At 37.9% G+C, this 16,523-nt stretch carries 13 protein-coding genes and 2 pseudogenes; 7 read left to right on the top strand and 8 right to left on the bottom strand.

Annotated elements, in window-relative coordinates; all coding sequences use genetic code 11:
- The first annotated feature begins 38 nt into the window (after positions 1-38).
- The 3 genes and pseudogenes from NST97_RS11580 to NST97_RS11570 all read left to right on the top strand — a co-directional run.
- Positions 39-1,067, top strand: coding sequence for an ISL3 family transposase (locus tag NST97_RS11580; RefSeq protein WP_341343258.1), 1,029 nt, complete (start codon positions 39-41; stop codon positions 1,065-1,067).
- A 72-nt stretch (positions 1,068-1,139) separates the two neighbouring features.
- Entirely contained in the window at positions 1,140-2,750 is a 1,611-nt protein-coding gene (locus NST97_RS11575) for an IS1634 family transposase (RefSeq protein WP_340732214.1), read from the top strand.
- A 96-nt stretch (positions 2,751-2,846) separates the two neighbouring features.
- Positions 2,847-3,089 (top strand): annotated as a pseudogene (locus NST97_RS11570) (transposase); the annotation flags it as partial.
- A gap of 235 nt (positions 3,090-3,324) precedes the next feature.
- Here NST97_RS11570 and NST97_RS11565 read toward each other — a convergent pair.
- The 4 genes from NST97_RS11565 to NST97_RS11545 all read right to left on the bottom strand — a co-directional run bounded on the left by NST97_RS11565 (position 3,325) and on the right by NST97_RS11545 (position 5,761).
- Positions 3,325-3,975, bottom strand: coding sequence for an ABC-2 transporter permease (locus NST97_RS11565; RefSeq protein WP_339192839.1), 651 nt, complete (start codon positions 3,973-3,975; stop codon positions 3,325-3,327).
- 2 nt (positions 3,976-3,977) lie between these two features.
- On the bottom strand, positions 3,978-4,832 hold the full coding sequence (locus NST97_RS11560) for an ABC transporter ATP-binding protein (RefSeq protein WP_066251558.1): 855 nt from the start codon (positions 4,830-4,832) through the stop codon (positions 3,978-3,980).
- Positions 4,832-5,212: a GntR family transcriptional regulator gene (locus NST97_RS11555; protein ID WP_066251550.1), complete on the bottom strand. Its 381-nt coding sequence runs from the start codon at positions 5,210-5,212 to the stop codon at positions 4,832-4,834. Before NST97_RS11555 ends, NST97_RS11560 begins: the two co-directional genes overlap by 1 nt.
- Before the next feature lie 258 nt (positions 5,213-5,470).
- Positions 5,471-5,761 carry a hypothetical protein gene (locus NST97_RS11545; protein ID WP_339200065.1) on the bottom strand — a complete coding sequence of 97 codons (291 nt, stop codon included), beginning with the start codon at positions 5,759-5,761 and terminating at the stop codon, positions 5,471-5,473.
- Between the two features lie 143 nt (positions 5,762-5,904).
- Between NST97_RS11545 and NST97_RS11540 the strand changes: the two genes are divergently transcribed.
- On the top strand, positions 5,905-7,182 hold the full coding sequence (locus NST97_RS11540; RefSeq protein ID WP_340786644.1) for an IS110 family transposase: 1,278 nt from the start codon (positions 5,905-5,907) through the stop codon (positions 7,180-7,182).
- Between the two features lie 1,171 nt (positions 7,183-8,353).
- Here the strand turns inward: NST97_RS11540 and NST97_RS11535 are convergent.
- The 4 genes from NST97_RS11535 to NST97_RS11520 form a co-directional block, all read right to left on the bottom strand.
- Positions 8,354-8,719, bottom strand: coding sequence for a transposase (locus NST97_RS11535; RefSeq protein ID WP_341343257.1), 366 nt, complete (start codon positions 8,717-8,719; stop codon positions 8,354-8,356).
- A 215-nt stretch (positions 8,720-8,934) separates the two neighbouring features.
- Positions 8,935-10,308 (bottom strand): hypothetical protein, encoded by a 1,374-nt coding sequence (locus NST97_RS11530; RefSeq protein WP_094245847.1) that lies wholly within the window; start codon positions 10,306-10,308, stop codon positions 8,935-8,937.
- The gene (locus NST97_RS11525) at positions 10,298-11,236 is read right to left on the bottom strand and encodes a hypothetical protein (RefSeq protein ID WP_339197883.1); all 939 of its coding nucleotides are present in this window, start codon (positions 11,234-11,236) and stop codon (positions 10,298-10,300) included. The genes NST97_RS11530 and NST97_RS11525 overlap by 11 nt, the downstream gene beginning before the upstream one ends.
- A 201-nt stretch (positions 11,237-11,437) precedes the next feature.
- Complete coding sequence (locus NST97_RS11520) at positions 11,438-12,409, bottom strand: helix-turn-helix transcriptional regulator (RefSeq protein WP_340732789.1); 972 nt, start codon at positions 12,407-12,409, stop codon at positions 11,438-11,440.
- Positions 12,410-12,779: 370 nt separating this feature from the next.
- On the opposite strand from NST97_RS11520, the pseudogene NST97_RS11515 reads away from it, so the two are divergent.
- The 3 genes and pseudogenes from NST97_RS11515 (at position 12,780) to NST97_RS11505 (ending at position 16,517) form a co-directional block, all read left to right on the top strand.
- A pseudogene (locus tag NST97_RS11515) lies at positions 12,780-13,973 on the top strand (ISL3 family transposase).
- Positions 13,974-14,307: 334 nt separating this feature from the next.
- Entirely contained in the window at positions 14,308-14,949 is a 642-nt protein-coding gene (locus NST97_RS11510) for an aspartate/glutamate racemase family protein (protein ID WP_339194187.1), read from the top strand.
- A 2-nt stretch (positions 14,950-14,951) separates the two neighbouring features.
- Complete coding sequence (locus NST97_RS11505) at positions 14,952-16,517, top strand: OPT/YSL family transporter (protein ID WP_339194185.1); 1,566 nt, start codon at positions 14,952-14,954, stop codon at positions 16,515-16,517.
- Positions 16,518-16,523 lie beyond the last annotated feature (6 nt).

Genomic DNA, 16,523 nt, shown 5'->3' with positions numbered 1-16,523 from the left:
TAATGTTAGCGTCACTTAACATAACAGGAGGTTCTAAAGTGTTTTCCGTATCACTAGATTTGCCAGAATTTGAAGTTGTTAAACAAGTGTTTCTTGAAGATTGCAGTTTGTTACATGTTGAGAAAAATACTACAGAAGAACGCTGTTCTTACTGCGGTTTTTTTTCTAGTCATGCCCATGACTGGCGGACAAGAAAGGTTCGTGACTTGTCCGTATTAGGTAAGCCCCTTTTCTTGTTTGTCAGAGTGTATAGATACCGTTGTCACAACTGTAATGAGGGATTTTCACAAACATTTGAATGTATCCGTCCTAATAAGCATCAGACCAATCGGTACAGAGAATATCTGTACGAAATGTGCATTGGCTCTACTATCCAAGAAGTGAGTCGAAAGGAAAAAATACCTTATACAACCGTTGAAAGAATATTTTATTCCGTTGCTAAAGAAAAAGAGAAGGAGCATTTAGAAACTCTTGAAAGTGTTTTAGAAAACGATGCATTAATCCTTAGCCTTGATGAGATCGCTGTCCGAAAGGGTCACCGATATGAAACAGTTCTTATGGATACCCAAACCGGGAGTGTGCTTGGTATGGAACATCAACGGAGTTATCATTCAACTCAGATCTTACTTGCCAAGAAGATTCTGTCTAATAAATGTGTTCATACCGTTGTTATGGATATGTGGGATCCCTTCCATAAAGCTGTTAAATCTATATTCCCAGAGGCCTGTATCGTCATTGATAAATATCATGTGGTGCAAAAGGTGACACATGCACTTGACCAAGTTAGAAAGAAAACTCCTGGACTAAAAAAGGGACGGTTTAAACTCTTGAAAGGTTCTGAAAAGTTAACGGCTAATGAAAAACAACAATTAGACGAGATGCTCAAAGAGCATTCAGAATTGTCATATGCCTATTTTCTAAAAGAACTCTTTAGAAAAATATACCAAGTGAATGACTATGATACAGCTGATTCACTCTTAGACTCAAGTTTGACACCATTTCACTACATGTGGATAACTAAAGGTGATTATACCAATAGTTATCCACTTTTTTTATCGAAAATATAATCATTATGTAGTGTTATGTGGATAACTTTTGTATATCCAATAATATGTAATATATGTTATACTATTAGTGCTATGTATATTCGAATTAATAAGCAAAAAAATAAAAATGGTTCAGTTCGTCAATATCTACAAATATGTCGTACATTTCGTGTAGACAATAAAGTTCGGCAACAAACGCTTTGTAATCTAGGGAGGTTAGAACATTTATTAGAGAATGGCTCTGTCGATAACATAATCGAGGGATTAGCCAAATTTTCAGAGCGTTACTTTGACCGAATTCACGGGCAAGGGTCTTCCTCTTCTGTCTCCGTGCTTTGGACAAAAGAGTTTGGGCCGGTTTATCTGTTCCGAAAGGTATGGGAAAAGTTAGGGCTTGGTCGGCTATTACGTAAAATCATGGATGATTCCGAGGCTGCTTCTCAGTATGACGAAGCCATTTTTGCCATGGTGTTAAACCGTCTCATGGATCCCAATAGTAAGCATTATATCTTCAAACAATGGATCGACACGATTTATGCAGAAGGTCTTTCAGACATTCAACTCCATCACTACTATCGTGCATTAGACTTCTTAAGTGAACAAAAAGAAAAAATTGAGGAACAACTTTATGGACATTTAACCGATTTAACCTCATTAGAAGTAGATATCGTGTTTTACGACACGACAAGCACCTATTTCGAAGGAGAGGAAGCAGACGAACTGCTGGCTCACTATGGTTACTCCAAAGATCATCGTGGAGATCGAAAACAAGTCGTGATTGGCTTATTAATGACCAAAACAGGGATTCCGATTGGGCATCAAGTCTTCCCTGGAAACATGCATGATACGAAGACATTTGGCATGGTGGTTGGAGACCTGAAGAAGCGCTATCCTATTCAGAAAGTCATTCTAGTGGGAGACCGCGGAATGGTTAGTGAAGCCAACTTAGATCAAATTCGTGAACTGGGCATGGAATATATTGTGGGTGTCAAATTACGAAAGTCGAAGAAAGCCCAAGAGCTATTATCCATCCGTGGGCCATATAAGAAGGTTCTCCCGAATCTAAAAGTGAAGTCAAAGAAAATCGATGGCGAAACGTATGTACTCTGTTACAATCCGGACGCTGAAGAACGTGATCGAGCGAGTCGTCAAGTCGTGTTAGAAAACCTTCAATCGAAGCTTGATGAACTCGGTCCATCTGGACTCGTCAAAAACCGTGCGTATTCCAAGTTTTTAACGATAGAAAAAGCATCGGCCAAAATTGATGAAGAGAAGGTATCCAATGACGAAAAGTTTGACGGAAAGTACGCCATTCGGACCAACTCGTCATTAACGGATGAAGAGGCAGCACTTGCCTATAAAGAGTTGTGGAGAGTGGAACAAGCCTTTCGTAACCTGAAGTCGAATCTAGAACTTCGCCCGATGTACCATCGAGTGGAATCTCGTATTCGAGGCCATATCATGGTTTGTTTCCTTGCGCTTGTCATGGAATCCTTTTTGGCCTATAAGCTAAAAGAAATAGGATGCCAAACAAGTGTAAAGGATATTTTGCATGATGTAAGCCAGGTGAAGGCCTCGAAAATACGCGTGAATGGTGAAGAGCAAATCGTTCGTACAGAATTACAAGGTCAAGCAAATCTAGCATTTGAAGCACTTGTCACACAAGCGCCTCCTAGAGTATTAGAAAAAAACACGTGCCACTAACAAGTGTAGTGGTACGTGTTGTGGGTAAAGTCCAAAACACCAGTATTTTCGGGCTTTTCTTTAGTGTACTCTGTCAAACTTGAGTTAGAAGAATAGATTCAACTCGCATGGAGCAGCCCATTTCCTTCATTTCATCAAGTAGCCAAGACGATAGAAAATTGGAAGGCACAAATTTTACAATATTTTCTTATCCCTTTTACGAATGGCCGGATTGAAGGTACAAACCATAAGAGTAAGAACATCAAAAGACGTGCTTTTGGCTTCAGAAACCTTGAAAGATTTCGGCTACGTGTATTTTTGGAATGTACAGGTAAAACTTATAAAAATCAGGTTGCTTAACCATGCCCTTCATCAGCTTTCCGCATTGTAGTTGGTAGAATGGAATCCGTCAAGGAAAGCGCTTGACCTCTTCCATTCTACCCACTTAGTGGTCTGCAAGCTGACGAAGGAGCTACTCTAGATTGAGTATCAATCTCGCTAACTTATTGCCGGAATTGTGTGAACATCACAGAATATGGTGATGAGACGAAATAAAAATATGATTATTTTCATTCATATTCACCTCAAAAAATGATTATAAGTTTTTCCTTGAATAGATTCGGATTGATATAATCATTGAAATTAATCCCATTAAAACAGCTATAGCAAAAGGTATCCAATCCTTTATAGATTGAGGTATTGGTAAGTTAAAATTGATATTAATATCAATAGATTGATACCATTCAATAATAGTTGGCAGTATAAATGGAGTTAAAAAGACCGTAATAAAAAAGATATATTTTGTTTTTTCATACCCAAATTTAGTTTGAACAGGAATTAATAAACCGAAAAAAATAGAAATAATAAGAAGAGCTACTCCTACACTATAAATACTTAACCGTGTTAACCCATATGATGCACCAATTGCTGCAGCAAGATTATATAAAAGAAAGCACGCAATAAAAATGACGAGAATAAATACGTATTTTGCTTTAATAACACCATTTCGAGTATATGGAGTTGTACAAAGAAGGGCTGCCCCTTTATATTTATCCTCTTGAAACGAAATCATATTAAACAAAATATATTCCACAAATAAAACAGTAGTAAGAAAACTTATAAAGCTGCCGTTACTTAATCCTAATTTTGAATTGTTAAATATAGGTGCTACAATTGCAAAAATAAGCATAACCAATAGATACTTTTTTGCTAAAATTAAATCTTTTTTAACGAGATGAAGCAACAATTTTATCTCTCCTTTACATAAGCCAACATTACATCTTCAATGGAGGGTCTTTCTATAATAATATCTTTCATTTGCTCACATACTTGATCTACTTTATTGGTAATTCCTTCGAATCCAAATGGTGTTTGACGTAATCTTAAAAATAATTTAGTCGAGTGTTCATTTATTAAACGATTATCCCCTTTTATCAAAGCGTGTCTTTCTAATAGTTCGTCTTTACTTTCATTGAATACGATTTTGCCATTGTCGATTAAAATAAGCATATCAGCTACTTTCTCTAAATCAGACGTAATATGAGTAGAAAAGAAAACACTTTTCCCCTCTTCCTCCATGAAATCTAAAAGTATTTCCATTAACTCATTACGAATTAATGGATCAAGCCCACTTGTTGGTTCATCCATTATTAATAAATCCGCATGGTGAGATAGAGCTAAAGTAATAGCAAATTTCATACGCATACCTTTCGATAAAGTGGCAATTTTCTGGTTTAATTTTAAATTGAAACGATTTATGTAGTTTAAGAAAACAGATTCATCCCAATTCGTATATGCTGGGGCAATAATACTCTTCATTTCTTTCAATGTCATCTCTTCATAAAAATAGCCTTCGTCTAAAACTACACCAATGCGATTTTTTATTTCGCATTCATTTTTTTCCATATCTTTACCAAAAAATTTAATGCTACCGTCATCTTTGGGATAAAGTCCAAGAATGGTTTTAATTGTTGTTGTTTTCCCAGAACCATTTACACCGATGAATCCTGTTATGCAGCCTTCCTTTAGTGAAAAAGTTAATTGTTCTAAGCTGAAACTACCTAACTCTTTTTTTAAGTTATTTACCTCTAAAACGGCTTTCATCATTCATCATCCTCTTCAAAAATGATATCCATCATTGAGTAAAGTTCTTCTTTATTTATTCCAAGAGTTCTAGCCATTTGCCACACTTCTGAGAGCTTTTTTTCCACCAGATGCCTTTTAGATTCCAATAACATTTCCATGTTTTCAGACGCTACAAATGACCCCTTTCCTACAATAGTTATAATAAAGCCTTCTTTCTCTAACTCTTCATATACTCTTTTCGTTGTAAGAACACTAACATGCAAATCATTTGCTAGTGAACGAATGGAAGGTAGTTTTTCTCCTTCTTTTAATTCTTGACGGAGAATGGCACCCTTAATTTGATCTTTTATTTGTTGGTATAAAGGTTGTTCGGAACTGTTTTTAAGTATTATTTTCATAGAAAAACCTCTTTTAACTGTATATGTATTACATATACACCATATACATAATATACAATATTTACAATTAAATTTTAATTAAAAATTTTTGAAATATCAAGGTATTTACAAATTTACGTTTCATGCAGTCGGACAAAATTTTGTTGCAGGAGTTATATCAGTTGGAACAATTGCCGGCATTACAACAGTTATATTTGTTTATCTTTACGCAACAGTACGCGTTCTGTTCTCTATTCGTGAGTTTTATCGGAGCGAACCTTACGCGTTTTTTACTTTTTTGGGGTTAGGGGTAGTTCTTGCTGCAGGAAGTGATTTTTGATTTGATGGCTTTTCTGCAAAGAATGGATTTAAACTTCTCCCTCTCCTTTTCTTTCCTATCAAAAATATAACAATAGTGATAGAACAAAAAATCCCGCTCCCTTTGGTAAAAATAATAGGAGCGGGATAGATATCAGTGTTAAAAAATAGTTGTTTGATTTTTAAAGGAAATACCTCAATGATACGAAAAACAATAAAAAGTCCTTGGAAATTAAAACCATAAGCACGCAAAACAAAGCTCCCCTATCAAAAGATAGGAGCATTCCTGTTAGAAGTTTTTTCGGGGACTTGAATAAAAAAAGCCCTCTTGGTATGATTCGGGGGTGTCAATCGCACGAATTGACCCCTAATTTGGATACCAAGGAGGACTATACATGAATTCTATCTCAAACAAGAAGATTAATCAAGTCACCGATCAAACGCTCGTCGTTGGCATGGATATCGCGAAAAAGAAGCATTACGCCTGCTTTGTGGATGAGCGAGGGAGGGTGCTGAAAAAATCGTTTCCCGTTCCGCAATCCAGAGAAGGGTTGGAATGGTTGTACCAGTGCATCGTGAAAGCGATGGAGGAATTTGAAAAAACGGAAGTGATCGTTGGCATCGAGCCAACGGGACATTATTGGCTCAATCTCGCTTACTTTCTTGACGAGAAGGGCATTCCTCTCGTCATGACAAACCCGATGCACGTGAAGCGCTCCAAAGAGCTGGACGACAATCTTCCAACCAAGCATGATGCGAAAGACGCGCTCGTCATTGCCCGGTTAGTGAAAGACGGCCGATTCAGCTATCCGCGCATTCTGAAAGGGATGGAGGCCGAACTGCGCGTGGGAGCGACATTTCGCTCCAAATTGGTGGAAGAACAGGGAGCGATTCGAAATCAAATGATTCGCTGGCTTGATCGATATTTTCCGGAGTTTTCCCAAGTCTTCCCGTCATTTGGGAAAATGGCGCTCGCGGTGCTGGAATATACGCCATTTCCGAGTGATCTGGCAGGAAAAGAACTAGAAGAGGTGCTGGCCCTTTACCGGCAAAGTGAGGGATTACAATCGCCACAAAAGCCGAAAGCGAAGAAGTTGATGGAATTGGCCCAACACTCCATTGGCGTAACGGAAGGACAACAGATGGCCCGTATCGAAATCGCCACGCTTGTCCGCCGATATCGCCAGCTGGAAAAAGAGATCGAGGCATTGACAGAACAGCTGATTGAACTCGTACAGACATCGGTCGAGTACGAATGGTTGAAGACCGTTCCGGGCTTAGGCGATGCGACCATCGTAGAATTGTTATCAGAGATCGGGAGTTTCTCCCATTATCAGGATCCGCGGCAGCTTATCAAATTAGCGGGCCTGACGCTGCGGGAACATTCCTCCGGCCAACACAAAGGGCAAAAACGGATCTCCAAGCGTGGAAGAAGGCGGTTGCGCGCCCTCCTCTTCCGCGTGATGATGCCGATGATCCGCCACAACGAAGCGTTTCGGCAGCTGCACGACTATTACACGACACGTCCTGATAATCCGTTGCGGAAGAAGCAATCGATTGTGGTGTTATGCGGAAAATTATTGAAGGTATTGCACGCTGTATGTACGAAGCACCAAGCGTTCGATGCGAAGCGAATGATGCAGGACATCTTTGGCCTCGAAACGGCTGCTTGATGCCTATAGTCTCGATTCTCTAGACAACAAGGATGACACGGAGAAGCTGGCGCGATATCATCCATTCGACCTTGAGTCCCTAAAGGAGCTTAGCCGGCCTCTGCCTGATGACTAGACCGAACGAAGGAATGTAGGCACAAGGATGCCAAGAGACATGGGAGGGTTCGTCATCATCAGCGATGCAGAGATCTACGGTGCATCCCATACGCTTCCCCCCACTACAACCAAATTTAACCAGTAGTGGCCGCGAAGCGTACCCAGTCAATGTAAGATATACACATATTTAAGAAATAATGTTAGAAACTTTGTCGAAAAATATTTTTTTGACACCCCTGAAACGGCTACTACCGTTGATATATCAACATTTATAGAGGGAGAGGATATATTTAGTAATGAAACAAAGAAATTAACGATATATCTTGAAATTAGATGAAAATATTCCTTCATTATGCATTATGTGGTTCTACTTGTGCGCCCGGCATGGGTGTAATCTATAGGGTGAAAGTCCCGAGCTGCGAAGGCAGAAGTAGCAGTTAGCTTAACGCAAGGGTGTCCGTGGTGACGCGGAATCTGAAGGAAGCGAGCGGCAAACTTTGGGTCTCTCGGAACACGAACTTCATATGAGGCTAGGTATCACTGGGTGAGTTTGCAAGACAAAACAAAGCCCTTTCTGCCGAAGGTGATACAGAGTAAATGAAGCAGATGGATGGAAGGAAAGATTACACTCTTACCCGGGGAGGTCTGGCTGGCACGCCAAGTAACCTTGGTAACCTATCTAGTGATAGATAGCTGAACCGTCAGAAGTCAGCAGAGGTCATAGTATTAGTTGGTCTAGAACAACTAAGAAGGACCGAACAATTAAGAGAGAATAGCCCTTGGCATTCAGTGAGTCATGATGAACACAGAAAACGTAGTACCTCACTTGAGGGAGGAAGCGGTGAATCCCGTGGGAGATCTCTTGGAGGGTGGAGTGACCACTGGCATAAAGAGAACAGCTATTCACGGAAGTTATAAAGACTTGCGTCAATTATCTTAATTGAACCGCCGTATACGGAACCGTACGTACGGTGGTGTGAGAGGACGGGAGTTAATCGCTCCCTCCTACTCGATTAAAAATATTTTTATAAAACTCTTTCATTTCCGTAAAAATAGTAGGTTGAGCGATTCATTTCTAGAATCTCCAATACTTTTGTAATCGGATATCCTTTCTCGCTCCACTGCTCGGCAACTTCCAATTTTTCAGTAAGTGAGGGTTCTTCTTTTTTATCAAATCACGCAAAATCGCGATTTCTAAATCTTTTTCCCCTAATAGCTTCTTGAGCTGTTCATTTTCTTCCTCCAGCCTTTTGATTTCAGCTGAAGAGGAATGGGTAACTGTTTCTTGTCCTAGCTGTCCTTCTTCGTATGCCTTCACCCATCTTTGCACGAGATTCGGGCTAAGCTCGTATCTTCTAGCTACCAATGCTTTATTTCCAACTTCTAATGCTTCTTTCACTACTTGTAGCTTAAATTCCTTCGAATGTTTTCTTCGTTTCATGTACATCAAAAGTCCCCTTCATTGGTCACTTCGATTATAAAAAACACCTTATCGAGTGTCCAAATTCATTAGGGGGCTAATGAGAATGTAACTTTAGATGTTTTTGGTGATATTATTGACATTTTCTATCACGATTTCGCTATTTGGATATTTCTTACAATTGCTTTTTCGTTTTTTATTTTTAAAACATTTCCTTGTCATTGAATAACCATAGCCTAGATCCCCTTATACAATAATATCCATTCCTTATCTATAGATTTACGTATCTTCTTATCTCTCTCAATTTTTTCTTTTATATAAGAAATAACGATTGGAACCATGCGAAGAATTTGTGACCAATTAAGTGCAAGGGGATTCATATGGTAAATCAACCCTGTTTTTATAAAATTTCCAGATAAAGCAATAGAGTGACCCAGCATTAACAAAGATGCTAGCTTTGCTTTTGGAAAGTGGGTTTCTGGATCATCAGAAAACATTTTTGAAGCGTACCAGTATAAACGGATAATAATATCAACTGATGCTGGTACAATGCCCGTAGTTAAAAAATGACGAAAATCATATCCATGCTTGTACATATAGCGAGCAACATCGGTCCAACTAACCTTTTCACCAGAAGGACCAAGTACAAATGGAGATTTAGCTTTAATAAGCTGAACAAGTGTGAAAAACGGCGGTTGAATCCCTGCCTTTGTAAAAATATCAGAAAGTAAATGAAGAAATACTTTAATGATTGCGATGAAAAAATTACTTTCCGGTGAGTATCCATTATTTTTAGCAACAATAAGATTTCCATACTTATCTACAAATGTCCCGGTTCCTTTCATAACATCAATAACTCCAAAAATAAAACCAAGAATGGGATCGTGCCCAAAACTCATAAGTCGATGAAAATGTGGATTTAAACCGGCAACTTCTTGATCAAGAGAAACGTCAGTTGAAGCATCAAAGACCACTTTCGCTTTCTTTTCCAAATCCTCAAAAAATGATTTGTGAATTTCTGAAGATTTCTCCTTAATCCACTTTGTGATTGGAGAACCTTCTTGCATATTACCTAAAAAGTTAGTATCAGTTGGAATTTTCACTAAAAAAATATCAAGAAGGGTTGCAACAAGCCCAGCAATCAAAACAATAAGGTAGTCAGATTTTGTCCATTCGATATTTCCGAAATTTTTTAAGTAATCATCTTGACTCTGTTTTAATTCATTTTGGCTGATAATTTGTAATAAAGGATCTCGTTTTAAATCGATGCCGGCATCACTCAACCGTTGATCAGCCAGTTGTAATAAACGATTGAAATCATTATTAAAATCCGTAGATTCAATTTTTCGGTACGTTTTTACAGGGATATGTATACTTTTCACACTAGGTGATGTAGACGTTTCGAATTTATTGAAATCGACACCTAATGCTTCTAGGCGTTGTCTTATACTAGATAATTCATCTTGAATTATATTTGCTTCTATATTAATTCGTTGTTCACGAGATAAATAATCTTGCAAATCGACTTCAACTTCGGAAAATAACCGTCTCAAATCAAGAAGTTCAAGTCTCTGGTATGCTACAATACGCTCATATTTGTTAAATTTCAAATTGCTCTTTCCTTTCTTCTAAAGAATTAAGTGCAGCTTTAAATATCTCAAGCTCACGTTTCAATTTTTCAAGCAGTTCTTCATTCCGATTGGATTGACTCATGTATTGTTCCAATTTATTTGCAAGTTCATTAATATCTTCTATAAGTATATTTATTGCTTTTTGATGTGTTTTTAATATGTCTTGGATTAGCTTTTCACGTTTGTTCCGTAACTCACGTTCGTTCTTGCCAAGTATCCAACGAACTCCTTTGTAAGCCATGACTCCTAAAATGACAACTGTCCCAATTCCAGTAATCATTGAACTGAGACCTAACAATCCACCAAATCCAAGCGCCGCTAAGCCTGAAGTAATGCCAGCTGCACTTAATCCAACAACGCTTCCAGAAAAATATACAGCTGCAATGGGAACCCCTACTGCTGCGGCTTTTGAAGCTAAATCTTTAGTCCTCTTTTCAAATTCACTTATGGAAATCTCATCTTTAAGAAATTTTTCGTCGTTATCTATAGATTTAATAACAAGTGCTAGAATTTCTTCAGCCTTTTCAGGATAAAACTTTTCAGCTGTAATTATTAGATTGTTATCCAAACGAGGGTTATAATTTGCTGCTTTTATTAAACGTGCTAAATCTTTAATAATTGAAAATTTCATTGCTTCTTGTTCTTCACTATTTAACGTTTGCATCTCACTCATCAAACAATGAAGTACATCAACAAAAGATACGTTTGAATCATTGCTCAGAAAAGCACGAAGGTCATGCCGTGATTCAGAACTCAGTCCAATTTGGGACATAAATAAATATAAATCAGAAAGTTGCTTTGGATGTAATTCTCCCTGTTCTTTTATGAAGGCTATTAACACGCGCGTGTATACTTTTTTCGTTTTTTCATCTAGCACTTCTAGAGTTTTTATTTTTTCTTTTGTCACTGTGTTGCCCTCCTAGCGAATAATTATAATCATAGTTAAAGAATTGAGTAGAAAATACAGATGTTTTTTAGATTTATAAACAGGCTTTTGATAATTAAAAATTTGCAGGTATATTTTACTATAATTTTTTAGGATAAAATCTACAAAAAAACGATAAATTTCGACAAAATTACTTTTAAATAACGATGTGTATATTTATTCTTATTTATAGTTCTTCAACATTTTTTCTATCGTTTCTCTCATTTCATTCCGAAATTCTTCAGGTTTTAACACTTCTAAATATTGCGCTTGGCTTAAAAGCCACATTTTAATGCCACGGCCGTAAACTTCTGCTTCAATTGTGACGGATTGTTCATCTTTTGCAATAATCTTTGCAGTCGGTAATCGATCTAAAATAGCTTGTAAGGAAGGTCCCCAAAAACGGAACGTAATTTTCATTAGTTCACCTGCATACATAAACTGGACTCGCTTTCGAAATTCTCCTTCTTCAAATCGATTTTTATAGTCAACTTTAAAACGCTCATCAGTAATACAGTAATCGACAATTCGATCCATTCGATAAATTGTCGGAAAACTAAAATCGTAGTCTATGAGAAACGCTACTAAATAAAAATAATATTCAGAGAAAACGATTCCAACAGGCTTGAGCTTTCTTTTAACAGGAGAATCATTTCCTTCCTTTTGATAATCGATAATTGTCACTCGCTTCGTTCGTACCGCATAACTTAAATCCCAAATCATGTTTATCAGCGATTGATTATGTTGCACCGGGACATAATGAAAGCGCTCGTTGCGAATCACTTCTTGGATAAATCGTCGATTTTCAGGCTGTGATTGCAAAATGAGTTTATCCAATAACTGATCCATTTCTGCTTTTTGAAATGCCCTGCTTTCCAGTAATACTTTTGCTAAAACGAGTATTTCTTCATTCGTTAACCAAATGTTTTCATTTCGTCTTAATACGTAGCCATTTTTCTTCCGATCATATTCTAATACCATTGATGCTTCAAAATTATTGGCGATGTATGTACGCAATTCATCAATATCACGCTGAATTGTTTTTTCATTCACACCAAAACGAACCGCTTCTTCCTTTTTCGAAATCGTATCTCCTTGGCAAAGACGTTCATATAATGACAAAATTCGAAGCGATTTTGATTGTTGCTCGTCCATGAAAATCCTCCATTCCGACAAAAAATTTCAATTTTAGAAACTAAATATATGTTACTATATGGAATTAAACACAAAAAAGATGTAATAAGGTACAATGCATAAAATTAGGGTACAGAAATAATGGAATAAAAATCCTTTAAATAAAAACTTTTACTTCGGAATGGTTTCTGATTAGTCATTTTTTCATCCTCAATTTAGTAATATTGAGTGATAACACTATTACATTATCATCAAGACATGGACAGTATTTGTACTTTAAGAAAAAAAGATTCATCACCACATTTTGTGATTTAACCCAAAAAATAAGGAAAACACTCACGAATTCCTGGCAATAATGTTAGCGTCACTTAACATAACAGGAGGTTCTAAAGTGTTTTCCGTATCACTAGATTTGCCAGAATTTGAAGTTGTTAAACAAGTGTTTCTTGAAGATTGCAGTTTGTTACATGTTGAGAAAAATACTACAGAAGAACGCTGTTCTTACTGCGGTTTTTTTTCTAGTCATGCCCATGACTGGCGGACAAGAAAGGTTCGTGACTTGTCCGTATTAGGTAAGCCCCTTTTCTTGTTTGTCAGAGTGTATAGATACCGTTGTCACAACTGTAATGAGGGATTTTCACAAACATTTGAATGTATCCGTCCTAATAAGCATCAGACCAATCGGTACAGAGAATATCTGTACGAAATGTGCATTGGCTCTACTATCCAAGAAGTGAGTCGAAAGGAAAAAATACCTTATACAACCGTTGAAAGAATATTTTATTCCGTTGCTAAAGAAAAAGAGAAGGAGCATTTAGAAACTCTTGAAAGTGTTTTAGAAAACAATGAATTAATCCTTAGCCTTGATGAGATCGCTGTCCGAAAGGGTCACCGATATGAAACAGTTCTTATGGATACCCAATCCGGGAGTGTGCTTGGTATGGAACATCAACGGAGTTATCGTTCAACTCAGATCTTACTTGCCAAGAAGATTCGGTCTGATAAATGCGTTCATACCGTTGTTATGGATATGTGGGATCCCTTCCATAAAGCTGTTAAATCTATATTCCCAGAGGCCTGTATCGTCATTGATAAATATCATGTGGTGCAAAAGGTGACACATGCACTTGACCAAGTTAGAAAGAAAACTCCTGGACTAAAAAAGGGACGGTTTAAACTCTTGAAAGGTTCTGAAAAGTTAACGGCTAATGAAAAACAACAATTAGACGAGATGCTCAAAGAGCATTCAGAATTGTCATATGCCTATTTTCTAAAAGAACTCTTTAGAGAAATATACCAAGTGAATGACTATGATACAGCTGATTCACTCTTAGAAGAATAGATTCAACTCGCATGGAGCAGCCCATTTCCTTCATTTCATCAAGTTGCCAAGACGATAGAAAATTGGAAGGCACAAATTTTACAATATTTTCTTACCCCTTTTACGAATGGCCGGATTGAAGGTACAAACCATAAGAGTAAGAACATCAAAAGACGTGCTTTTGGCTTCAGAAACCTTGAAAGATTTCGGCTACGTGTATTTTTGGAATGTACAGGTAAAACTTATAAAAATCAGGTTGCTTAACCATGCCCTTCATCAGCTTTCCGCATTGTAGTTGGTAGAATGGAATCCGTCAAGGAAAGCGCTTGACCTCTTCCATTCTACCCACTTAGTGGTCTGCAAGCTGACGAAGGAGCTACTCTAGATTGAGTATCAATCTCGCTAACTTATTGCCGGAATTGTGTGAACATCACAGAATATGGTGATGAGACTCTTTTTTTATCAAATAGATCATTTGCGTAAAGATCAACAATGCACAATATGGATAATTCAGAAAGAAAATGATTTCACTCTTTTTGCATTTATAGAAATAGTTGAAAAATTTATAATGGTGAAAAATCCGATAGAGGTGGTTCAATTGTTAGGGATTATTCGTGTTTTAACAACTGATGATGAAAAAATTTTAAATGAACACGGGAAGAAATTGAAAGAATATTTTTCCATAGAATCGGTCACACGCTGTATTCCATCGCAACCTAATGGAATATACGATGATGAATCGGAGAAAAAAGCCATACCCAAAATCGTTGAGTTAGCTAAAGAATTGGCGGAAAAACCGAACATTGATGCCATTACCATTAGTTGTGCTGCAGATCCAGGCTTGGATGAAGCAAGAAATGAAATTGATTTGCCGGTTTTAGGCGCGGGGGGTTGTGGGGCGCATGCTGCAAGTATGGTAGGAAACCGTATTGGCATCATTGGCATTACCGACGCACCTCCAGCACGAATGAAAGAGGAATTGGGAAGGAAATTCCATTCCTACTCCTATCATCCTTCTCTTAGAAAAACAACCGATTTATTCGCTTCCACGGCAAAAGATGAATTATTAGAAGTAGTAAAGGATGTCATCAACTCTGGCGCCGATTGTATCCTGTTTGCTTGTACAGGTTTTTCCACTATTGGACTTAAAGATTATTTAAACGGAAAAATTTCTGTACCTGTTATCGATTTAGTGGAGGCGCAAGGGATTGGTTATCAATTAATTAAAAAGGGGTCATAAAGATGCAAAATAGGACATTCAATTTAACCTTTTTTATTTTTTCTGTTCTTATTTCTATTTTTGGCGCCATTATCGGGATGCAACTAATTACAACGCTCGGTATTACGCCAAATACATCCATTATTGGCGCATTAATCGCCATGTTATTTGCGAGAATTCCAATTAAAATCTTTGAACAATTTAAGTCGTTGGAAAATCAAAATTTAGTTCAGACATCCATTTCAGCTGCCACTTTTGGGGCTGCCAATAGTTTATTAATACCAATTGGACTTCCATTTGTAATGGGCTTGCCGGACCTTATTATCCCAATGTTAATCGGAGCCGGATTGGCGCTTTTAACCGATGCCCTTATCCTTTATAAAGTTTTCGATACGAAACTTTTCGGGGCAAACGAAGTATGGCCTCCAGGTGTTGCCACGGCCGAAGCTTTAAAAGCCGGTGATGAAGGCGGCAAAAAGGCAAAATATCTTGGATTGGGGATTCTTGGCGGATTAGTTGGATCCCACTTCGGCATTTCCATGTCGGCCTTTGGTGTTGCATTCATCGGGAATTTTTGGGCTTTGAGCATGTTCGGTATTGGTTTATTACTTAACGGATACTCGCAACCGTTGTTTGGCTTGAATTTAGGAGACTATTATATCCCACATGGCATGATGATCGGCGCAGGTCTCGTTGCTCTTATTCAGTTTATCATTACTTTTACGAAAACGAGAAAACAAGGTGGAAAAGTTACAGACACAAGCGGATACGAATATACCCGCGGTGCTGACGATATTAAAAAAGGTTTTGGTTTTGGATTCCTGCTTTACTTAGGAATCGCTATTCTAATTGCCGTCATGGGCGGGCTCATTACTGAAATGCCATTTGGTCAATTGATTCTTTTCATTATATTTGCTGCTTTTGCTGCATTAGTGCATGAAATTATAGTCGGGATTGCGGCTATGCACTCCGGTTGGTTCCCGGCATTTGCGGTAACACTTATTTCATTGTTAATCGGCATGATACTCGGCTTCCCGCCAGTTGCATTAGCATTGCTGACCGGTTTTACAGCAGCAACAGGACCTGCTTTTGCAGATTTTGGATATGATTTGAAATCCGGCAACATCATTCGGACTGGCGTTTCCGTTGAACAAGAATTATATGGACGGAAAATACAATTGAAAAGTGCATTTATCGGGTTCATTATCGCGATTGTGATGGTTGCCCTATTTTCCAAGAACTTTTTTGGACAAGGCTTAGTTCCGCCGGTTGATCATGTATATGCATCCACCATTAAGTCTGGATTAAGCGGGAATGTTGGTCTTATGTTGCTCTTATGGGCCATTCCCGGGGTGATCATTCAGCTGATTGGCGGTACGGAAAGACAATTGGGCATTATGCTGGCTACTGGGTTGCTTATTATGAATCCTTTAGCAGGATGGGCTGTTATTGTCGGTTTAATAATTCGCGTTCTTGTTATCAAATTTATAGGATCTGAAGCTGAAAATAAGATGTATACGACCGCAGCTGGATTTATTGCCGGCGATGCATTATATAGTTTCTTCTCATCCGTGTTTAAAGCGAAATAATGAGGT

The sequence above is a fragment of the Aeribacillus sp. FSL K6-1305 genome (assembly GCF_038050115.1).
In the GTDB taxonomy this organism is placed as follows: Bacteria; Bacillota; Bacilli; order Bacillales; family Aeribacillaceae; genus Aeribacillus; species Aeribacillus composti.
Note: the sequence above shows the minus strand (reverse complement) of the source record. Positions and strands in the feature narration are given on the sequence as shown.